Annotated in this window: 19 protein-coding genes; all 19 read left to right on the top strand. The window is 65.6% G+C overall.

All coding sequences use genetic code 11. The features are described from left to right. The first annotated feature begins 202 nt into the window (after window positions 1-202). The 19 genes from L6Q96_03900 to L6Q96_03810 all read left to right on the top strand — a co-directional run bounded on the left by L6Q96_03900 (window position 203) and on the right by L6Q96_03810 (window position 20292). Entirely contained in the window at window positions 203-430 is a 228-nt protein-coding gene (locus tag L6Q96_03900; protein MCK6553717.1) for a DUF433 domain-containing protein, read from the top strand. Beyond that, the gene (locus tag L6Q96_03895) at window positions 427-762 is read left to right on the top strand and encodes a DUF5615 family PIN-like protein (GenBank protein ID MCK6553716.1); all 336 of its coding nucleotides are present in this window, start codon (window positions 427-429) and stop codon (window positions 760-762) included. The genes L6Q96_03900 and L6Q96_03895 overlap by 4 nt, the downstream gene beginning before the upstream one ends. Before the next feature lie 360 nt (window positions 763-1122). Beyond that, complete coding sequence (locus L6Q96_03890) at window positions 1123-1263, top strand: hypothetical protein (protein MCK6553715.1); 141 nt, start codon at window positions 1123-1125, stop codon at window positions 1261-1263. Window positions 1264-1427: 164 nt separating this feature from the next. After that, a complete protein-coding gene (locus tag L6Q96_03885) occupies window positions 1428-2129 on the top strand; it encodes a class I SAM-dependent methyltransferase (GenBank protein MCK6553714.1) in 702 nt (233 codons plus the stop codon). Between the two features lie 185 nt (window positions 2130-2314). After that, window positions 2315-2938 carry a class I SAM-dependent methyltransferase gene (locus tag L6Q96_03880; protein MCK6553713.1) on the top strand — a complete coding sequence of 208 codons (624 nt, stop codon included), beginning with the start codon at window positions 2315-2317 and terminating at the stop codon, window positions 2936-2938. Window positions 2939-2945: 7 nt separating this feature from the next. Then, the gene (locus L6Q96_03875) at window positions 2946-4154 is read left to right on the top strand and encodes a glycosyltransferase family 4 protein (GenBank protein MCK6553712.1); all 1209 of its coding nucleotides are present in this window, start codon (window positions 2946-2948) and stop codon (window positions 4152-4154) included. Continuing rightward, complete coding sequence (locus L6Q96_03870; GenBank protein ID MCK6553711.1) at window positions 4124-5641, top strand: oligosaccharide flippase family protein; 1518 nt, start codon at window positions 4124-4126, stop codon at window positions 5639-5641. Before L6Q96_03875 ends, L6Q96_03870 begins: the two co-directional genes overlap by 31 nt. Beyond that, window positions 5638-6444, top strand: a complete 807-nt coding sequence (locus L6Q96_03865; protein ID MCK6553710.1) for a methyltransferase domain-containing protein — start codon at window positions 5638-5640, stop codon at window positions 6442-6444. Before L6Q96_03870 ends, L6Q96_03865 begins: the two co-directional genes overlap by 4 nt. A gap of 92 nt (window positions 6445-6536) precedes the next feature. Continuing rightward, on the top strand, window positions 6537-7610 hold the full coding sequence (locus L6Q96_03860) for a glycosyltransferase (protein MCK6553709.1): 1074 nt from the start codon (window positions 6537-6539) through the stop codon (window positions 7608-7610). 62 nt (window positions 7611-7672) lie between these two features. Next, window positions 7673-9334, top strand: a complete 1662-nt coding sequence (locus L6Q96_03855; GenBank protein MCK6553708.1) for a class I SAM-dependent methyltransferase — start codon at window positions 7673-7675, stop codon at window positions 9332-9334. Window positions 9335-9337: 3 nt separating this feature from the next. Then, window positions 9338-10267, top strand: a complete 930-nt coding sequence (locus tag L6Q96_03850; protein MCK6553707.1) for an NAD-dependent epimerase/dehydratase family protein — start codon at window positions 9338-9340, stop codon at window positions 10265-10267. A gap of 380 nt (window positions 10268-10647) precedes the next feature. Further along, complete coding sequence (locus tag L6Q96_03845) at window positions 10648-11793, top strand: glycosyltransferase (GenBank protein MCK6553706.1); 1146 nt, start codon at window positions 10648-10650, stop codon at window positions 11791-11793. Between the two features lie 17 nt (window positions 11794-11810). After that, complete coding sequence (locus L6Q96_03840; GenBank protein MCK6553705.1) at window positions 11811-13250, top strand: hypothetical protein; 1440 nt, start codon at window positions 11811-11813, stop codon at window positions 13248-13250. A gap of 22 nt (window positions 13251-13272) precedes the next feature. Further along, window positions 13273-14313 carry a glycosyltransferase gene (locus L6Q96_03835; protein ID MCK6553704.1) on the top strand — a complete coding sequence of 347 codons (1041 nt, stop codon included), beginning with the start codon at window positions 13273-13275 and terminating at the stop codon, window positions 14311-14313. A 20-nt stretch (window positions 14314-14333) separates the two neighbouring features. Then, window positions 14334-15380, top strand: coding sequence for a glycosyltransferase family 9 protein (locus tag L6Q96_03830; protein ID MCK6553703.1), 1047 nt, complete (start codon window positions 14334-14336; stop codon window positions 15378-15380). Between the two features lie 25 nt (window positions 15381-15405). Next, window positions 15406-16608: a glycosyltransferase family 4 protein gene (locus tag L6Q96_03825; protein ID MCK6553702.1), complete on the top strand. Its 1203-nt coding sequence runs from the start codon at window positions 15406-15408 to the stop codon at window positions 16606-16608. Window positions 16609-16648: 40 nt separating this feature from the next. Then, on the top strand, window positions 16649-17737 hold the full coding sequence (locus L6Q96_03820) for a glycosyltransferase (protein ID MCK6553701.1): 1089 nt from the start codon (window positions 16649-16651) through the stop codon (window positions 17735-17737). Between the two features lie 78 nt (window positions 17738-17815). Next, entirely contained in the window at window positions 17816-18784 is a 969-nt protein-coding gene (locus L6Q96_03815) for a GDP-mannose 4,6-dehydratase (protein MCK6553700.1), read from the top strand. 53 nt (window positions 18785-18837) lie between these two features. Beyond that, window positions 18838-20292, top strand: coding sequence for a bifunctional glycosyltransferase/class I SAM-dependent methyltransferase (locus L6Q96_03810; protein ID MCK6553699.1), 1455 nt, complete (start codon window positions 18838-18840; stop codon window positions 20290-20292). The last annotated feature ends 7 nt before the right edge of the window (window positions 20293-20299 follow it).

The following is a 20299-nucleotide window of genomic DNA, read 5'->3' as shown; positions in this document are numbered from 1 at the left end:
CGCTCCGCCGCCGGTGACGAGTGCTGTGAGCGCGGGAGCGCACAGGCGATGGTTTACCCCCGGCAGGGAACCCCGGTTCACCTGGATGGCGGTAGCCCGTCTGAAGGGCAACGTCGCCAGGTTGTAGGGGGTAATGCCCTGGCACCCCGGAACGCGTGCCCGGATTTGACTTTGCACTCTTGCGCGCGCAATCGTGGGGCAGATGGACTATCGTGATCGGATTACGATCGAGCCGGGCAAGCGCGGCGGCAAGCCGTGCATTCGCGGTCTCCGGATCACGGTGTACGACGTCCTGGACTATCTTGCGGCGGGGATGTCGGTGGACGAAGTGCTGGCCGACTTTCCGGATCTCACCCGCGATGACATTCGAGCGTGCTTGGCGTTCGCGGCCGATCGTGAGCGGCGCCTCGCGGCCGTGCCGCCGCTGTGAGGTTGCTGTTCGACCAGAACCTGTCGCCGCGTCTTGTGTCTGCGCTTGCGGACCTGTATGCCGGCTCGAAGCACGTGCGGCACGTCGGCCTGCAGGATGCAGACGACGCGATGGTGTGGGCGTACGCGGCGGAGCACGGCTTCGTCATCGTCTCCAAGGACTCGGACTTTCACCAACGCAGCTTTCTGTTCGGCCATCCGCCGAAAGTGGTGTGGATTCGGCTGGGTAACTGCACGACCAGCATGGTGGAAGAAGCGTTGAGGAACCGTTCCAGCGATCTGGAGGCGTTCGCCAGTGACGAGGAGTCCTCGTTTCTGGTGGTGGGAGGCTGACGGGGCGCAGTTCTGGTTTCCGAGGGCGGGCTGTCAGGGTGGACGCGGTCAGGCTGTTCGCAACCGCCCCGAGCCGCGAGCCCCGTTCATTTCGCCTTTCCGCATTCCGCCTTCTGGCTTTCCTCGATCCGCAATCCCAGCCCGGGCTTCGTCCGCAACCCAATGGGGGCACGACGGAATCCGTCACCCCGGGGAAAACGTGGCCCAGCGTCAGATGAAGGGCTGGATGCCGGCTTTCGCCGGCATGACGGACGAAATCCTCGCGCCACACAAAGAAACCCAGACCTCGTGGCTCAGGGCCGTGGTCTGAAATCCCATGCTGTCGCTCAGGAATGCACTCATCACCGTGATGATGTGCAATTGCTTGCCGAGGTGGGAGTGCTGGCGACCCTGGTCACCGCGGCGCTGCTCGGCCTGGTCAGTTTCGGCGAGGAGCGGGTAACCGTTACGGACGAGCTGTCGAAGGGGACTCTGGCGCGGCAGACGGTGCGAGGCGTGTGAGATCGTGGATCTGGGATGTCGGATCTGAAGTCTACAATCCGAAATAAGTTTCGCCGGCGGCCGGCTCCGCCGCCGGCGGTGAGCGCTGTGAAACGGGAGCGAACGATCGATCGCAACGCGGCGGGGAACCCCGGTTCACCCGAATGGCGGTAGCCTGCCCGGCGATGAATCCTACAACCTCCCAACGAGCCGCACCGGCGTCGTCCCCGACGCCGCACTTCGCGACCTACTGGCAGCGCATGCAGTTGCGCGAGCGTGCGATGGCCATACCGGCGCCCTGCGTGTACTGGCAGCGGCGGCCGGATTTCAATCAGGTCGAGGAACTGGTGTGGCGCCGCGCGCGGACCGTGGACCGCATCCTCGACTTCGGCGCCGGCGACCAGTCGCTGCGCAAGAAGTTTCTCGCCGCGGGGTACAGCGGCAGTTACGAAACGTTCGATGCGTCGCCGGAGTTCGAGACGACCTGGAAGCATCCCGACGAGATCGCCGGGCAATTCGGCGCTGTCTTCTGTTTCGAAGTCATCGAGCACATGCCGTTGGAGGCCGGGTTGCTGCTGCGGGAACGACTGCTTTCCTGGGTCGCTCCCGGCGGGTGGCTGTTCTTGAGCACTCCAAATCCAGCGTGCATCCTTTCTCCGTTCAGCGGCGACGAGACGCACGTGCACCTGTACCCCCTGCACGACCTCCTCACGTGGGCGCTCGTTTCGGGATTGGAGCCGGAGGCCCGGCGCTACAAGCTGCTTCCGGAGCGGTTAACGCCGCTCCGACACGTTAAGCTCTTTACGCAACGGGTTCTCTGTTATCTCATCGGGGCCGATCGGGCCGACGGTTTGTTGATCATGGCGCGGCGACCGCCGAGTTCGTGATGCTCACCGTGGGACAAATCGCGGTCGTGGACGGGCAGGTTCGGGAGTTGCTCGCGGCTGCGCCTGGTCTGTCCGCGGAGGATTCACGGCGGCACGCCGATTACCTCGCGGCGAGCGCCTGGCGGTATGCGGTGACCCTCGACCGGCTAAGGCACGCATGCGGTCGATCACTGGGGGGGGCAAACGTGATCGACGTCGGTGCGTATCCCGGGCATCTCGCGGCTCTCCTCAGCCAACACGACCGGGCCCGCGTCGTCGCCCTGACACTCGTTACCAGTGCCGAGTTCGAGACGCATATGCAGCGGCTCGGCGTGACGGTGGCCACATGCGACGTCGAACGGCAACCGTTCCCGGCGGGCGACGGTGCCGCCGACGTTGTTGTCTGCTGCGAGCTGATCGAACACCTCGACGGGGACGTGTCGCACATGTTGCGCGAGGCGAGGCGGGTGGTGCGCGGCGACGGCTTGTTGATGTTGACCACGCCGAACCACGCTTCGATGGCAAACCGTTGGGCGCTGCTGCGGGGCCGCTCCGTGTATCCTCGCCTCGACGACCCCGACTATCCGTTCTACGCCGGCGCCGGGGTCCGCAACCCGATGCGGCACGTGCGGGAGTTTACCGCGGCCGAGCTGACACAGTTGCTCGGGGACGCCGGCTTCGGCCGGATCGAGGTGACCACGGCGTCCCCGCCGTTGAGCGACGGCAGAGGCCTGTCGTGGCGCGGTTTCGTTGCGACCCGCATGCTGCACGGGTTGGAAAGCCTTGTCGCCAACGCCGGGAACCTGTTGCTGGTCGTGGCCAGGCCGTGATCGGTGCATGTCAATGAGAATTGGCTTCGACGCGAACGTACTTCAGTCGAACGAGACCCGCGGGCTGGTTCGCTACACAGCCAATTTGCTGCGTGCGTTGTCCGGGTTGCCCGACCTCGACCTGGTGTTGTTCGCCCGGAAACCGGTCCTTCCGGAGCACCTCGCGGGGGTGCGAGCCCGTGTCGTCGTCTTCGACGCGTCGCGGGAACTCATGTGGTACGACTGGGCCCTGCCCCGGCGGCTGAGCCGCGAGAGGATCGATGTCTTCCACGCCCCCGCTGATCGTGGTCTGCCGGTCTGGTCGCCGTGTCCGCTCGTGGTCACGGTCCATGACTCCTACGAGCGTACGCACTGGCGGACGTTGTTTCCGGGACGAAAACGCGTGGCGTGGTACTGGAAGAACGAATTGATCAATCGCTGGTGTGCGGACGCGGTGCTGACGGTGTCGGATACGACGCGGGAGACGCTGGTGCGGTTAGGGGTGGCGCCGGCAAGACGTGTGCATCGGGTACATCTGGCTCCATCCGAGGAGTTCTCGGCCGAGCCCGCCGCCGGGGATGTTGCGACGCGGCAGCGGTACGAGGTGAATGCCCCCTACCTTCTGTTCGTTGGCGGGTACGATCCGCGCAAGAACGTCGTCGGACTGATCGAGGCGTTTTCGCGCGCCGAGCTTCCCGATCGCCAGTTGGTGGTCGTGGGCTTGCACCGCTACGGATACGCCGATCTGGTTCGCCGCTGGCGAGACCACCCCTGCTTTCCGAAGCTACGGTTGATCGAGGCGCAAACGGCAGACCTGCCGGCGCTCTACCGTGGCGCCGAGTTGTTCGTGAACCCTTCCGTGTGGGAGTCGTTCAGTCTGCCGTTGGTCGAGGCGATGGCGTGCGGTACGCCCATTCTCGCCGCGCGACGAACGGCAATTCCCGAGATTGCCGGCGACGCGGCGATGTACTTCGATCCCGACGATCCGGTTGCGCTGGCGCGTTTGATGGAGCGGGCGGCAGCGGACGCTGGCCTGCGCGCCGACCTGCGATCGCGGGGCTTTGCGCGGGTCCGGCAGTTCTCGTGGCGGCGAACTGCGGAAGAGACGTTGCAAGTTTATGAACAGGTGCTGGCGCGTTCACGACGGACCTGGCGCGCGCGGTCGGCCGCGGCACGCTCCGCCGCCACGACCGCTGCGGTTCGCAGATGCCCGACTCCACCCGCCAGTCGCTCCTGAGCGCAGGAGTCCTGTCGTTCGCGGCGGCCATATGGAGCATCCTCCTCGGTCTGTTGAGCGTGCCGATCATGGTGCGCGGGTTGGGTCTGACGGAGTACGGGATCTACGGAGTTGCCTTTTCGGTTGCCGCGCTCGGGTCGTATCTGGATCTCGGCCTCGGGTGGACGACGGCGAAGTTTGTTGCCGAGGCCGACGCACAGCGGGACCGACCGCTCGTTGGTACGACGATAGCCGCGGCCAGCGTGTATCATCTTATTGTCGGCCTCGTCTTCGCGGCGGTCGTGATTGTGGCGGCGGGATGGATAAGCCGCGTGGTGCTCCGGTTCGACGAGATGAATGCGGCCACCGCGACGGTGGTCCTCCGGTTTTCGGCGCTTTCGTTTCTCTGCTCGAGCGTGTCGGGGGTGTTTGTGAACACCCTGCGGGGCCTGCGACGGTTCTCGATTGCGACGGCGCTCGGGTCCGGCACGCTGACGCTCTCGGTCGGCGGTGCCGCCGCCATGGCATGGCTCGGGCACGGCGCTGTCGGTGCAGCGGCGGCGCAGTGCGGCGGTGTCGCTGTCGGGCTCGCCGCCGGGTTCCTGGCCTGTGCGGCGTTGTTGCGTAAGCAGGCGGGTTGGCCGGCGTTCCGGCGGCAGTTCTCCAGTATGTTGGGGTTCTCGCTGTGGAGCTATATGACCCGGCTCTTCCAGATGTTGATGTTCCAGGGTGACAAGATCCTCATGGCGCGCTGGGCGGGTGCGGCAGCGCTGCCGTTCTACAGCGTGCCGTTCAACTTCTCGCAACGGGTAAACGTAATCGCCGGGGCGCCCGCGGTGAACGCGATTTATCCGATAGCCGCGGTCGGTCGGTTCGATCGCGATCCGTTCATCCGCCAGTACCTCGCCGGGGCGCGCATGGTGCACGTGCTCACGGCGGCCGTCGCGATCGCCCTGTTGTTATGGGGCGACCGATTCCTCGATGCGTGGGTTGGAGCCGAGATGGCGGCGAACGGGACGTTCTTTCTGCGCATCCTCACGGTCGGATTCTGGCTCGTGTCGGTCGGTTCGTTCGATGGGAGTTGTGTCGAGGGTTGGAATCAGCCGCGGGTGAACTGCCTGGTGTCGGCGATCGCTACGGCAACGGGTCTGTTGACGGCGATGGTTCTCGGACCCTGGGTGGGTTCGGCGCACGCGATCGGAATCGCGGTGAGCATTTACCTGGGTGGTGCCGGTATCGGACAAATGGTCGTCTGGCAGCGCATGGCGAGGTACCCGATTTCGTTCATGCTGTGGCGAGTCGCTCTCCCGGTTCTCGAGATGGTCGTCATCGGTAGTGCGTTTGCGTTCGTACTCGATGCGCTCGTGAAGTCGCGTCTGGCGGCGTTCGCCGTCCTCGCCGTACTGGCCGGCGTTCTCGCGTTGTATGGGGTCTTACGAGCGTTTTCGCGGGACGAAGTCCGGGCACTCGTCAGCAGGATGGTTGCACCGCTGCGGGTGGCTGCATGAACGGGACCTCGACCAGCCGGTCGCAGCCGGGGGTGTGGCGGGCGGTCTGGCAGGACACACACCTGACGGAAGAGGGCGTGCGTAAGACGATCCGGCGCGAGCAGCGTACGCTGCGGTGGCGCGCGATTCGCGATGCCTTGGTGCGCCACTTCGGTGGTGTGCGCGGGTTGCGGACGATCGAGCTGGGCGCGGGAACCGGGGACATCTCGTTGCTGCTCGCCATCGAGGGAGCGGTCACGACCCTGCTCGACGCTAACGATCGCGCCCTGGATCTGGCGCGGTTCAAGTTCGGCGTCGCCGGACTGCAGCCGGTCTGTGTCACCGGAGACTTGCTGGCGCTCGATCCCGAATTGCGCGGGCGGTTCGACGTGGCGGTATCGTACGGGACCGTCGAGCACTTCGCAGGTTACGATCGCGAACTGGCATGCCGTGGCCATGTGGCAGCCGTGCGCCCCGGCGGCATGGTTGCCATCAGCGTTCCCAACGCGCATTGCTTTCCCTATCGCGCCCGCAAGTGGTGGCAGGAAACCCGCGGCACGTGGATCTGGGGGCTGGAGATCCCGTACACGCGGCGCGAGCTGGATCGGATGGCGAGCAGGATCGGCCTGGCGCAATGGTTCATTCACGGCAGTTCGTTCCTGCGCGATTGGGACCAGTTCCTCCTCAACCCGGTCACCGCGCGCATAGAGCGGTACACCGGATTCCATTTCGAGCGCCGCACCCCGTTCGATCCATATTGGGGTCATGCGCTGACGCTGATCGGGCACACGCGGGATGAGCAGTGCGGGTCGTTATGGCGTTAGGCTCGAACCGAAATCTCCTCGTTCTTCTCCCCGACGCGCCTGACCCCTGGAGCAACACGGTGGGTCGGTATTTCGGGCCCGTGCTGCGAGGCATGGCCGGACTAGGATGCCGTCTGACCGTGCTTGCGGTGCGGTTGCCGGCGGCCAACGGCGCCGGCATGGCATACTTCGAGGGCGCGCCGATCGACTTCCGTTTCTTCGGTCCTCCGGCGCCGCGGCCGCTGCTCGAACGGAAGCTTCGCAGCCTCTGGCGGAGCGGTTGGGAACTGGCGCAGTCGGATTTCGGCCGGGCGGCGCGCGCGGAGGTGGGACGCAACTACGACGCAATCCTCGCCGAGATGCCGGAGACGGCGCGTGCAGTCGAGGATGACAGTCGCACTCTGCTCTCACTGCATCATTTTCGATTCATGGACCTGGCACGTGCCGGCGACGACAACCGCGACGACCGCCGACGCGAGCGCGTGCAGGCGCGCCGCGCGGAGCTGTCGACCGCCCGCCGGGTCGGCCGCATTCGGGCCACGAGCAGCCGACTCGAAAGGTTCTGTCGCGAGCACGGGGTGCGGGCGCCGATCGACGTGGTGCCGATCTGCGTCGACCCGGCACTGTACGAGCCGGTCTCGCCACCGGCGGTGCCGACGGTGGGGGTCCTCGGGTCGATGTTCTGGGCCCCGAGCCGCAACGCCGCCCGGCACTTCGTCGAGCGGCTGGCGCCGCGCATTCGTGCAGCCGTGCCCGGGGTGCGCTTCGTGGTTGGCGGCTGGCAGGCGCAGCGGTTCGTTGGCCCGTTCGTGCGTGACGCCGACGTCGAGATCCTCGACAGCTTCCCCGATCCGAGAGCCGCATTCGCGCGCCTCAGCGTGCTCCTCTACGCGCCGCCGGTCGGCACCGGGATGAAGGTGAAGGTGCTGGAGGCCATGGCCTTCGGCGTGCCGTGCGTGGTCAACAGCGAAGGCTTCGAAGGACTCGACGCCGATCCGGACCCGGCGGTGCGGCTGGGCGATACGGACGACGATCTGGTCGCCCACACCGTCGAGCTGCTCCGCGACCCTGCGATGCACCGCCGAACTGCGGAGGCTGGCAGGGCGTGCATCGAGCGGAGCTTCTCGCCCGGCGTGGTAGCGGGGAAGATGGTGGAGGTGCTTGGTAAGGTGGGATTGGGGGGCTGAGGGCCTGGGGGCCTGGTGGGCGGTTGTTGTGTTGTTAGCGTAACACGGATGGCGATCTGGTGATGAGCATGATCAGCGCACGAGAGCACGAGCTTCGGGAGGTAGGCGCCGGTGGGCTGCTGTCGGTAGTCGACGCGTACCGCAAGGAGGCCTCCGAGCGCTTGGACCCAGGACACCGTGCTCAGATGGGACAATTCCTCACGCCCACACCGATCGCAACCTTCATGGCGGCCATGTTCGGCTGCAGCAAGTCCGAAGTTCGCATCGTAGACCCCGGTGCCGGGGTCGGCGCGCTGGGCGCAGCCCTGGTCGTCGCGCTGTGCCAACTGCCCAGGCGCCCAGTTAAGATCGCTCTCACGGCTTACGAGATCGATCCGCTGCTTGCCGGCTATTTACGCGAGACACTGGATCTCTGCCGGGTCGGATGCGAGGAATCTGGCGTTGTCTTTCAGGCCCGGCTTGTAGACAACGACTTTCTTGAGGCAGGTACGAAGGCTCTCGCCGGTGATCTTTTTGCAAAGGGAGAACAGGAGCGATTCGACTTCGCCATCCTCAACCCGCCCTACCGCAAGATCCGCACGGAGTCCCGGGAGCGCTCGCTCCTTCGTTCCGTAGGGCTGGAGACGACAAACCTGTACACGGGCTTCGTGGCGGTTGCGGCGCGACTGCTGGTTCCGGGCGGAGAGATGGTCGCCATCACCCCGAGGAGCTTCTGCAACGGTCCGTACTTCGAGCCGTTTCGCCGCTACTTCTTGCGAGACATGCGTTTCCGTCGCGTACACGTATTCGACGCGCGCGATACAGCCTTCGCGGACGACAAGGTCCTACAAGAAAACGTGGTCTTTCACGCCGTGAAGAACACCGAAGACGGCGCCGCCGTCGTGGTCTCCGCGAGCGCTGAGCCGGGTGGCGCCGACCTGCGCATGCGACGGATCAAGCACGACGAGCTTATTCGGCCGAGCGATCGCCACGCTGTCATGCACGTCGTCGCGGACAAAGACGGCGAGTCGACCCGTGATCAGATCAGCAGGCTGGAAGGGGCAATTGCCAACCTCGGATTCACGGTGTCCACGGGGCGGGTTGTCGATTTCCGAGCCCGCGACCTACTTCGCTCCCAACCGGGAAAGAACACGGTGCCGCTCATCCACCCCTGTCACTTCAAGCAGGGTTTCGTCGAATGGCCGAATGGCAATACACGCAAGCCGAACGCGCTCGCTCTCGGGCCAAGGGCGCACGAACTGGTGGTCCCGGAAGGCCATTACGTATTGACGAGGCGATTCTCGGCGAAGGAGGAACGGAGGCGCATTGTTGCGGCCGTCTACGACCCGATGCGTGTCAACGCACCACAGGTCGCTTTCGAGAACCACTTGAACTACTTCCATGCGCGCGGCGCCGGTCTCCCGGCAACCCTCGCTAAGGGGCTCGCAGCGTACCTGAACTCGTCGCTCGTAGACGCATATTTCAGGCAGTTCAGCGGTCACACGCAGGTCAACGCCTCCGATTTGCGGTCACTGCCCTATCCCACACGTTCTGCTCTCGTCGATCTCGGGCGCCGGATTGGGAAGTGTTTTCCTGGGCAGGAAGAGCTTGATCGCCTCGTTGACGAGATCCTCTTCCGTCGCACATCATCCACTTCAACGGCGAGCGCTTTCTGGGACCATATGAGTGACGAGGCCCGCCGCCGGACCGCTAGCGACCGGTTGCAGCGGACGGCCCGCGGCTGACACATGCACGCATTCGTTTCAGGTTGTGCCGGTTTTGTCGGTTCCGAGTTGACGCGGCAGTTGTTGGCTGCCGGGTATGACGTTACCGGCCTCGACAACACCTCGCGGGGGACGGAGCGACACATGGCGGACTTTTTCGGTCGCCCGTCGTTTTGGTTCGTTCGCGGCGACGTGCGCCGTGCCGATGACGTGGCGGCGGCGTTTGCCGCCGGCCGGCCCGAGTTGGTTTTTCACCTGGCGGCGCGGCACTTCATTCCGGAATGCGTCGCCGATCCGGCGGGAACGTACGAGATCAATCTCGTCGGCACGCAAAGAGTGTGGGAGGCGGCGAAGGCATCCGGGGTGCGCCGATTCCTGCTGGTGTCTACCGGCGACGTTTACAGGCCGGCGCGGGAGCCGCACCGGGAAACCGATGCGGTGGCGCCGTTCAATGCCTACGGGCTCTCGAAGTGGATGGCCGAGCAAGCGGTGCATCTCGACCGTATGCCGGGCGTGCCGCGGCGCGTCGTCGTGCGGCTGTTCAATGTCTATGGCCCGGGCGAGACGAATCCGCACCTGATTCCGGAGATCGTCAAGCAGGTGCAGGCGGGGGTGCGGCGGTTGGAGCTGGGTAACCTGTGGCCGGTCCGCGACTACGTCTTCGTGCGCGACGTCGCGGCGGCTTTCCGCCGTCTGCTCGAAGTGGACGACCCGCCGGACGTAGTCAACGTCGGCACCGGCGGCGGGTGGACGGTTGAGGAGCTGGTGGCGGCACTGAGGGAGGCCACTGGCCTGCCGCTCGAGGCGACCAGCGTGCCGGAGAAGTGTCGCACGGTGGAGCGTGACGTGTTGCGTCCCGATGTGACCCGGCTGACCGGGTGTGTGGGCCGGCCGGCGACGTCGTTGATCGAAGGCCTGCGCGAGACGTTTGTGGCCGGGCTGCCCGTCGCTTAGTACTCTGGTTCATTAATTCGCCAACGTATTCTATATGATGCGACCCCGCTCACCCTGATCCACTATTCTACTATCGCCCGATTTCTGCGTGGGGCGCGACGAAATCTTCAGGCCATGGAGCGGCTGCGCCTCGCCGTTCGTCCCGAGTAGCAGCCGTCTTCTCAGGCTGCGTATCGAGGGACCGGCTCGGCAGGGGCGCGCCCCTCGATACGGAGCCCAGGGGAAGGGCTCCTACTCGGGGCGAACGGGCTAGTTGTTCGCTTTGGGTTGCGGGCGCCAGCCCGCGCTGAGAGATGGCGCCCCCCGTCATCTCGGCGAAAGCCGGCGTCCGGTGCCGAGCGCTACAGTAAGGTCGATACCTTTCAGCCAGACAACCTGTCATGTCCGCTCGTCGTCGCATCCTCTACATACAGTACGCGCCTTCCGGTGGGTTTCCGCCGCTGATGCACAGCTCGCGCATGCTGGCCGAGCGTGGCTGGGAAGTGAAATTCGTCTGTGCGGGTTCTTACGGCACGGAAGGCCTGGATATCGAACCTACTGCGGGCATCAGTGTCAGCCAGTTGCCCAACGCCGGTAGCGGTTGGAGGCAGCGAACCGGGTATCTGCGTTTCTGTCAGCACGCGATTGCCACCGGGATACGCTGGCGTCCGGACTGGGTATACGCCTCGGACCTCCTTTCGACGCCGCCGGTGCTGCTGTTGAGTGGGAGCCGCGTTATGCCGGTCGCGTACCATGAACACGACGCGCCGCGGACGGATGGGATGGGTGCGCTGACCAGGTTGTGTATGCGCGCGCGCCGGCGGGTGGCGCGCGCGGCCAGGTTCTGCATCGTTCCGAACAGCGAGCGCGCCGCGTTGCTGGCGGCCGAGACCGGGAGCCGCGCCGTGGTGGTGGTCTGGAATTGTCCCCGGCGTTCCGAGGTGGGCGGGGTGCGCGCTCCGAGCGACGGCGGCCCTTTGACCGCCTACTATCACGGCAGCGTTAATCGTCTGCTGGTACCGGAGAGTTTGCTGGTAGCTCTGGGCGATCTGGGAGAGCGCGTGCGCCTGCGGATCGTCGGTTACGAAACCATCGGGGCTCGCGGGTATCTGGATCGGCTGAGAACGTTGGCGCGCAAGATCGGAGTTGGCGACCGCGTCGAGCTACGTCCGGCGACCACCCGCTCGGGATTGTGGGCGGCCAGTCGTTCGGCTGACGTGGGATTCGCTTGCATGCCGATGACGACCACCGACGTTAACCATCGCCACATGGTTGGGGCATCCAACAAGGTCTTCGATTATCTGGCGCAGGGTATGGCATTGCTGGTATCGGATTTGTCCGACTGGCGAGCGGCTTTCGTGGAGGCGGGCCTGGCCAGACCCTGCAACCCGGACGACCCGGCGAGCATTGGTGCCGCATTGAGCTGGTTCGCCAGCAACCGGGAAGAGGTGCGCGCCATGGGCGAGCGAGGTCGGCAACGGGTACTCGACGAATGGAACTACGAGCGTCAGTTCGCACCGGTGTTGGCCGCGCTGGTCGGCGCCTGACTAGAAAGTGGATCTAGATGGGTAATGCGATCGGTCTGGCTGCCGACTCCTATACCTGGCCGATCTCCGTGGTGGTGATACTGGTGTGGGCGGCCAGCGCGATGGTTTGCCCGCGATGGTGGCAGCGGCGGCTGTGGGCGGTGCCGATGTCGCTGTTTGGCTTCGTGTGGCTGGGATTTGGTTTGAACTTCGTCGTCAGATACGCCCTGCTTTCCTACGATAGCGTATTGTTCGGCAATCTGACCTATCGACTTGCCGATCGGCCTGCAGCGATCGTAAACGAAACCCTCCTTCTGGCGGGCGGATACTGGCTCTTCCTGGTCGTGGGCTACGCCGCATTGGTGCGTGTGCCCGGGCGCGGGCTCTTCGTGGCGATCGAGCCCTTGGCCGATCCGTCGGCGCAGGTGCCGCGGTTTCTGCTTACCGCGATCTGTACGGCATGTATCGCTCTGGGTAACGGTCCGTTCGACATTCCGCTCGCCTTCATTACCCCGCTCGGCGTGGTCGGGCGTCTCTGGGTCCTCCCGGCGGGTCTGGCCTGGTGGGACCATTACCGCGGGCGCGAACCGCTTGGAGGTACGCCCGCGCGGATGGCGAGTCTATTTCCCGGCGTGTTGCAGGTGGCGCTCAGCCCTTACCGCGAACATCTGCTCCTGGTCGTGTTGCTTCCCTTTGTTGCGGGCCTTTTTGCGGGCAGGCGTTATCGCCTTTCCGTAGTGGCGGCGGGCGCCGTGACATTGGTCCTGGGCAGCACGGTGCTCGTGAACGCGGCGCGAATGGTGCAGTGGAGTGGGTACTCGGTCGACGAGGTCCTTGCCGAGGATCTATGGGGCGGAAGCGACCCGACTGAGGTGGCGTGGTTGCAGGCGCTGCGGCGATTCCACGGCTTCGACTCGCTGCTTCTTACGGTGGACCGGGTGCCGAGCGATTATCCATTCGAAGACCGACAGGTGTTCTTCGATGCGGCCTTGCGCGCGTTCGTACCGCGGTTGTTCTACGAGAACAAAGAGCTGGTCCAGCGCGGATTCGATTTCTCGACGACGATCTGGACGGATCGGTACGACCGGGAGAACCCGGCCGCCATTGCGCCTTCGATGGCCGGCGACCTGTACCGTGCCAACGGACCGATGTATGTCCTGCTCGGTGGCCTCGTCTGGGGCATGATTCTGGGCTTGTGTGACGGCTGGGCCCAACGCGCCTCTCCCGGGGTAGGGGCGGTGTCGGTTCTTCTGTTCGGCGCGCTGAGTTTTGCCAGCGTCGAGCGCGACTTCGTGCTGGTGGTTGGAACTCTCGTTCAGACGCTGATCGTCATGACCGCTCTCGGTTGGAGCGTGGGTATGATGTGGCGTGTTCCGGGTGCGGTAACGCGCGGGGTGCCGGCGTCGCGTCGCCGAGATCGAGGCGTCGCGGTGCGCTCGGGGTCGTCCGCCGGTCGCCCTGAGCGGCCGGTGGGGTGATTGGCCTCGCTTGCGGGAGTCGATGACGACCGACCGCGTCCTTGTGATTGGGCCCTGCGGCCCGGGTCAATTGCCGGAGAGTTACGCCCGGGCGTTCGAGCGGTTGTCGTGTGACGTGCATCGCTTCGACTCGGACCGGGCTTACTTTCAGGCGGGTGTCGGCGCCGGGAACCGGTGGATACGGCGCGCGTTGCGAAGCGTTTACTGGCGGCGGATCAACGCTGCGACGGTGGAGGCGGCGCGCGAGGTGCGGCCGCGGCTCGTGGTCGCCTTCAAGGGGGCGTACCTGGAGCCGGCAACGATCGCGCTGGTGCGTCGCGAGCTTGGCGTGCCTTTCGCGAATTACTATCCGGACAATCCCTATTGCGGGATCCCGTGGAACCCGCGCAAGACGTCCGCCCAGCGCCGCAACCTCCTCGACGCTCTCCGGGCATACGACCACGTGTGGATCTGGGAGCGAGGATTGGCGCACCGGCTTCGTGCCGATGGCGTAACGGCTTCTTTCTTGCCGTTCGCGGCCGACCCGGAGGTCTTTCGACCGGGCAGGGCGACGGCGTGCGAGGAGTGCGGCGTACAGCACGCGGTGGCTTTTGTCGGGCAGCACAGCGACAAGCGCGAGGTGCACGTGGGGGCCGTGCGGAGGCACGCCGTCGCCCTGTGGGGTGCGAGATGGGAGCGGGCTCGGATGGCATTTTCGGACAGGCACGTAATCCACCGCCGGCCGGCGTTCGGGGCCGATTGTGCGCGGCAGTACGCCGCGGCAGGCGCGTCGCTCAACGTTGTCGACGACCTGAACATGCCTGGACACAACATGCGTACGTTCGAGATCCCAGCCAGCGGCGGTCTGATGGTCTCCGCCTATACGGAGGAGCAGGCGGAGTTGTTTCCCGAGGGCGAAGCGGCGCTCTACTATCGCGATCCCGCGGAGATCGACGATTGCCTGGACCGCGTGATAGCCGATCCTCATTGGGCCCAATCGCTGCGGCAGCGCGCACTGGCGATAGCCGCCGGGAATTCCTACACCGACCGGGCCCGGACGATGCTGCGGGAGTTCGGATCGTGAGAGGCGCGGTGCCTCGGCGAGTGCTCATATACCGGTGCGGCACTCTTGGCGACACGCTGGTGGCCTTGCCGGCTATCAATGCGGTACGGCAACGGTTCTCCGATGCGCGCTACATACACATGACCGCAAGCGACGCGAGCGGCAAGCTCTGGGCCGACGAGGTCTTAAGGGAGTTCGGGTGGTTCGATGCGTTCGTGACATACCGACCCGCGGACCTTGCCGATCCGCGGGAGATCGTTGCCGTTGCGGCGCGGGTGAGAGCGCAGCGGCCCGACCTTGTGGTGCATCTCGGCAGCGACAAGAACTCCGTGTTGCGCGCCTATCGCGACCGTTTGTTCTTTCTGCTTGCGGGAGTGGGCCGCTTTGTATCGTGCCCGTCCGACAAAGTCGGCCACTTCGGTGGACTTAAGCGTACGGCCCGGGTCTATCCGCAGGAGGTGGTGCGGTTGCTCGATTCCGTGCGTGCGGCAGGCGTCGGGGAGGGGCAAGTACGGTTCGACGTGCCGATCCGAGAGCGGCACGAGCAGCGCGTGGACGAAGTCATGGCGGCTGGCGGCCTCGAGGGTGAGCGGCCTCTGGTTGCGGTTTGTCCGGGGTCGAAGCAGGCGATCAAGTGTTGGCCGGTGGAGCGTTACGGTACCGTAGGAGAACGTCTGATCAGTGACGCCGGGGTCAATCTGGTGGTGGTGGGCGGGGCCGACGAAGCCGCGGCGGGATGTGTCGTGGGCGCGCGCTGGCCGCGCGGTCGCTGGCTGAACGCTGCCGGTTGCTTGAGCGTACTGGAGTCGGCGGCGCTGCTCCGCCGTTGCGCGTTCTACGTCGGCAACGATACCGGCGCCATGCATCTGATGGCGGCTGTCGGAGGCGCGTGCGTCGCCGTCTTCTCGGCGCGTGAGCCGGCGTATAGCTGGTTCCCCTGGGGTTCCCAGCACATCGTGCTGCGTCGTGATGTCCCCTGCCGGCACTGCTACCTTGACGTCTGCATCCGGGAGCGTACGCGCTGTCTGACCGAAATCGGCGTGGACGATGTCTGGGACGCGTGCTCCCGGATGCTGTCGCGTCAGTGACGAAGGGTACGGTTGTCGCTGTTCCATGGTGATGCACGTCGCGTTCTTGAATCCGGTGGCCGATATCGGGGGCGCAGAGATCAGTCTGCTCGAGCTGTTGCGCCGCCTCGACGGCAACCCGCGGACGACGGTTCTATTGCCGGAAGACGGGCCGCTGCGTCAGCGCCTCGCGGAGATCGGAGTGCAGAGCCGAATCGTCCCGTGGCCGGCACGACTCATGGGATTCGGCGAACGCGCCGGCCTGTCGGGGCTCGCGGGGGCGCTGTCGGCCGTTTCGGCTCTGCCCTTGTTGCTGCACCGTCTGCGGCGCACTTTGGCCGGGCTCGACGCGGATTGCCTGGTGACCAACGGCATCAAGAGTCATGTGATCGGTGCGGCGGTTACCAAGGGCCTGCACACGCCTATGGTGTGGTACTTGCGCGACGGCCTGGCCGGTCGGCGGCTTTCCACCCCGCTCTTGCGGATCTGCGGTGGGAGGTGTGCGGCCGGCATCGCGATCTCGCGCTACGTCGCCGGTGAGGCGCGGCAGGTGCTGCCTCCGGACACGCGCATCGAAGTGCTCTACAATCTCGTCGATCTCGACCGGTTCCAGCCGGGAATCGCACCCCCGGTCGATCTGCCGCGCGCTCCCGCCGAGGTGCGGTTCGGCGTCGTCGGGGCGGTCACACCGCTCAAAGGTCAGGATCTCTTCCTCGCGGCGGCGCCCAGTGTACTTGCGGCCGTTCCGGAGGCGCGCTTCTTCGTCGTCGGGGGCAATTTCTATCGCACCGAGAAGCGCTTGAAGTTCGCCGACGAGTTGCGTTCGATGGTTGCCGCACGTGGCCTGGGCGATCGTGTGCGGTTCCTTGGGCAGAGAGCCGACATGCCCGCCGTGATGTCGTCGCTTGACGTGCTGGTGCAGCCGAATCGGGGTCCGGAGGGGCTCGGGCGCGCTATCCTCGAGGCGATGGCGTGCGGGGTGCCGGTGGTGGCGGTCGACCGCTGGGGACCGGCAGAATTGGTGCGCCACAGAGAGACCGGATTGTTGGCGCCGTGGATGGATGTCGCGGCCTTGGCCAAATCAATGATTGCGCTGGGCAAAGACGCGCCACTCCGACATCGGCTGGGAACCAACGGTCGCGCCTGGCTAACGAAGCACGTGGTGGCCGGCACCATCGTGCCCCGGTTTCGCGAGGTCATTGCCGACGTGGCCGGTAAAGTGTCTGCGCAAGGGTGCGTGCCCCGGTAAAGCGGCGCCCTCCTCGGTGCCTATCGACAGTCCTGTTCCCATGCGCGTCCTTCAAGTCGGGAAGTTCTACCACCCTTACAAGGGTGGCATCGAAACGGTGCTGCGCAATCTGTGCGAGGGCTTGCGGAGCCGTGGACATACGGTGACCTGTGTCGTTGCCAACACCGCGCCGCGGACCGTTCGCGAGTGTATCGGCGGCGTCAACGTCGTGCGCGCGGCCAGCGCCGGCATGCTGCGCTCGGTGTCGGTGTCACCCGCATTTCTGAGCGCGTTCCGTCGCCTCGCCCGCGGTGCCGACGTGGTCCACGTGCACCAGCAAAACCCGCTCGCCGATCTCGCCCTGCTCCTGACCCCGCCCCGCGCGCCGGTCGTCGTCAGTTGCCACAGCGCTATCGTCCGCCAGCGCATCGGACGCAATCTGTGGCGCCCCGTGCTCCGACGCGTATGGTCCCGCGCCGCTCGCGTCGTCATGGCCTCGCCCGCCCTCGCCGCCCTCGTCGACGAACACCGCGCCGCGGGCGTCGTGCCCGCCGTCGTTCCTTACGGGATCGACCTTACCGCCATCTCCGCTAACGGTCGCCCAGCGCCACACGGCCCACCGCACCTGCTCGCTGTGGGACGGCTGGTGTCGTACAAAGGCTTCGATCACCTGATTGCGGCGTTGCCGCGCATACCCGAGGCACGATTGACCATCGTCGGCACCGGACCGCTGCGCGACGAACTGATTGCACAGGCGCGCCAAATCGGTGTTGCCGACCGACTGACCCTGACCGGCGATGTCGACGACGCCAGCCTCGCCGATCTGTATCGGAGCTGTGCCGTTTTCGTGCTGCCGTCGGTAACGCCCGCCGAAGCATTCGGCGTCGTTCAGCTCGAAGCCATGGCCCACGCCAGACCGGTGGTCTGCACCGATCTGCCCACCGGCGTCCCATGGGTAAATCGACACGGCGAAACCGGCCTCGTCGTGCCGCCCGGTAGTTCCTCGGCTCTTGCCGACGCGCTAAGAACGTTGCTCGGCGACCCCGACCTGCGCGCTCGCATGGGCGCCGCCGGCCGCCGCCGCGTAGAAACGGAGTTCACGGTGGAACGTATGGTCGAGCGGTACGAGGGAGTGTATTCGGGGGCCTGAGGGCCCGGGGGGCTTGGGGGTCTGAGGGTCGGGTTCCGGAACTATCGTTGCGGAGCGTCTGCCAGCGAAGGAGATGAGATGCGTGCCTTGATTACCGGCGGTGCCGGGTTCGTCGGTTCCCACCTGGCCGAGTACCTGCTCGCTCGCGGCGACCGGGTAATCGTCGTCGACGACCTGTCCACCGGCGCCATGAGCAACATCGCCCACCTCAAAGGGCAACCGGGGTTCGAGTACCACATCGATTCGATCATGCACCACCCGCTGGTCGCGGAACTCGTCGACCTCGCCGATGTGGTGTTTCATCTGGCGGCGGCGGTCGGCGTGCAACTGATAGTCGAGGACCCGGTTCGCACCATCACCACCAACATCGGCGGCACCGAGGTGGTCCTGAAGATGGCCGCCAAGAAGAAACGGCCCGTGGTGATCACGTCGACGAGCGAGGTCTACGGTAAGCGCGATGCCGTTCCCTTTCGCGAAGACGACGACCTGCTCATGGGTCCGCCCAGCAAACGCCGCTGGAGCTACGCCTGCTCGAAGGCGATCGACGAGTTCCTCGCTATGGCCTACTGGGAAGAGTACCGCGTCCCGGTGAGCATAGTGCGCCTGTTCAACACCGTCGGCCCGCGCCAGACCGGCCGCTACGGCATGGTCATACCGCGCTTCGTGCAGCAGGCGCTGGCCGGCGAGGCGATTACCGTGTACGGAGACGGCACGCAGTCGCGCTGTTTCGGCTACGTCGGCGACGTCGTTCGCATTCTCGCCAAACTCGCCGACAGCGGAGCGGGTGTCGGCGAGATCGTCAACATCGGCAACGACGAAGAGGTCACCATGACCGGCCTCGCCGAACGCATCAAGTCGCAGACCGGCTCGGCCTCGCCGATCGTCTACGTCCCGTACGACGTTGCGTACGCGCGCGGCTTTGAGGACATGCAGCGCCGCGTCCCCTCGCTGGAGAAACTCGAGCGCCTCGTCGGCGACCGACCCCGCACGGCGTTGCGTGACATCCTCGATGCGGTCATCAAGGGGATGAAGGAAGGGGCGAGTTGAGATTGCAGATGGCAGGAACCCCCGATAGGAAATCCGGACCCGAATCCGTCCCCATGCCCCAACACCCCGGCCTCCAGTCTCCGCCAGACTTCCTGCTGTCTGTCATCATTCCCGTCTTCAACGAACGCATCACCGTGCGCCAGTTGCTCGACCGGGTCCGGGCCGTGCCGATACGCAAGGAGATCGTTCTGGTCGACGACTGCTCCACGGACGGCACCACGGAAGTCGTCCGCGCGATCGGCGCGGCGGCGGAAGCGGCGCCCGATCCGATGAATCGGATCCGCGTGTTCTTTCATCGACAGAATGCCGGCAAGGGTGCTGCCGTGCGCACCGGGATCGCCCAGGTTGCCGGCAGTGTGACCATCGTCCAGGACGCCGACCTGGAGTACGATCCATCGGAGTACCCGCGCCTCATCGATCCTATCGTCAACAGCGACGCCGACGTGGTTTATGGCTCCCGCTTCACGGGCTCGCCGCGGCGTGTGCTGTTCTTCCGTCACACGCTCGGCAACAAGCTGCTGACGCTGCTTTCGAATCTGGCCACCGACCTCAACCTCACCGACATGGAGACCTGCTACAAGGTCTTCCGCACCGACGTCATCCGCCGCCTGCACCTGACCTCCAACCGCTTCGGCATCGAGCCGGAAATCACGGCGAAGATCGCCAAGCTCGGTTGCCGCGTGTACGAGGTGCCGATCAGCTACCGCGGCCGCGAGTACTGGGAGGGCAAGAAGATCGGCTGGAAGGACGGCTTCGCGGCCGTCTGGACCATCCTGAAGTACATGTTCGTCGACGAACTCGAAGACGAGCACTCGGGCTACAAGACGCTCAAGCGCCTACGGGCGGCGCGGCGCTACAACGAATGGGTGTGGAGCCTGTGCGCGGAGTGGGTGGGCGATCGCGTGCTCGAGGTTGGCAGCGGCATCGGCACGATTACCAGCTTCATGCGCAACCGCGAACGGGTCGTGGCTACGGACAGCGATCCGCACCATCTCGAAGTGCTGCACCGTACCCTCGACCGCTTCCCGAATATCGATGTTCGCGCCACCGACTGGGAAAACCCGGCGGAAATCGCGCACCTGCACGACGAACGCTTCGATACGATCCTGTGCCTCAACGTGCTCGAGCACATCGAACGCGACGAGGAAGCGCTGGCGACCTTCGCCGGCCTCCTGCCGGCGGGTGGGCGACTCGTCTTGCAGGTGCCGGCAATGCGATCGCTCTATGGCGAGATCGACCGGGCCGTCGGGCATTATCGCCGGTACGACCGCGAGGAGCTGGTTGCCAGGCTCGAACGGGCGGGATTCAGGGTTCGTCAGGCTTTCTACTTCAACCTTCCGGGGATATTGGCCTGGTGGCTGAACGCCCGCGTACTGCGGCGCAAGACCGTACCCGGTGTCCAGGTGCGCTTCGCCAATCTTCTCGTGCCGTGGCTGCGGCTCGAACGTCACTTCGAACTTCGCAGGGGCATGGGTCTGGTGGCGGTCGGAGAGAAGATAGGCGCATAGAGCCGAG

Source organism: Candidatus Binatia bacterium (assembly GCA_023150935.1).
Taxonomy (GTDB): Bacteria; Desulfobacterota; Binatia; order HRBIN30; family HRBIN30; genus JAKLJW01.
Note: the sequence above shows the minus strand (reverse complement) of the source record. Positions and strands in the feature narration are given on the sequence as shown.

Bases quoted from the DNA above. Each gene is read 5' to 3' on its own strand.
- L6Q96_03900 (MCK6553717.1), top strand. From the start codon at position 203: ATGGACTATCGTGATCGGATTACGATCGAGCCGGGCAAGCGCGGCGGC.
- L6Q96_03885 (MCK6553714.1), top strand. From the start codon at position 1,428: ATGAATCCTACAACCTCCCAACGAGCCGCACCGGCGTCGTCCCCGACG.
- L6Q96_03875 (MCK6553712.1), top strand. From the start codon at position 2,946: ATGTCAATGAGAATTGGCTTCGACGCGAACGTACTTCAGTCGAACGAG.
- L6Q96_03870 (MCK6553711.1), top strand. From the start codon at position 4,124: ATGCCCGACTCCACCCGCCAGTCGCTCCTGAGCGCAGGAGTCCTGTCG.
- L6Q96_03865 (MCK6553710.1), top strand. From the start codon at position 5,638: ATGAACGGGACCTCGACCAGCCGGTCGCAGCCGGGGGTGTGGCGGGCG.
- L6Q96_03860 (MCK6553709.1), top strand. From the start codon at position 6,537: ATGGCCGGACTAGGATGCCGTCTGACCGTGCTTGCGGTGCGGTTGCCG.
- L6Q96_03855 (MCK6553708.1), top strand. From the start codon at position 7,673: ATGAGCATGATCAGCGCACGAGAGCACGAGCTTCGGGAGGTAGGCGCC.
- L6Q96_03850 (MCK6553707.1), top strand. From the start codon at position 9,338: ATGCACGCATTCGTTTCAGGTTGTGCCGGTTTTGTCGGTTCCGAGTTG.
- L6Q96_03845 (MCK6553706.1), top strand. From the start codon at position 10,648: ATGTCCGCTCGTCGTCGCATCCTCTACATACAGTACGCGCCTTCCGGT.
- L6Q96_03840 (MCK6553705.1), top strand. From the start codon at position 11,811: ATGGGTAATGCGATCGGTCTGGCTGCCGACTCCTATACCTGGCCGATC.
- L6Q96_03835 (MCK6553704.1), top strand. From the start codon at position 13,273: ATGACGACCGACCGCGTCCTTGTGATTGGGCCCTGCGGCCCGGGTCAA.
- L6Q96_03825 (MCK6553702.1), top strand. From the start codon at position 15,406: ATGGTGATGCACGTCGCGTTCTTGAATCCGGTGGCCGATATCGGGGGC.
- L6Q96_03820 (MCK6553701.1), top strand. From the start codon at position 16,649: ATGCGCGTCCTTCAAGTCGGGAAGTTCTACCACCCTTACAAGGGTGGC.
- L6Q96_03815 (MCK6553700.1), top strand. From the start codon at position 17,816: ATGCGTGCCTTGATTACCGGCGGTGCCGGGTTCGTCGGTTCCCACCTG.
- L6Q96_03810 (MCK6553699.1), top strand. From the start codon at position 18,838: ATGCCCCAACACCCCGGCCTCCAGTCTCCGCCAGACTTCCTGCTGTCT.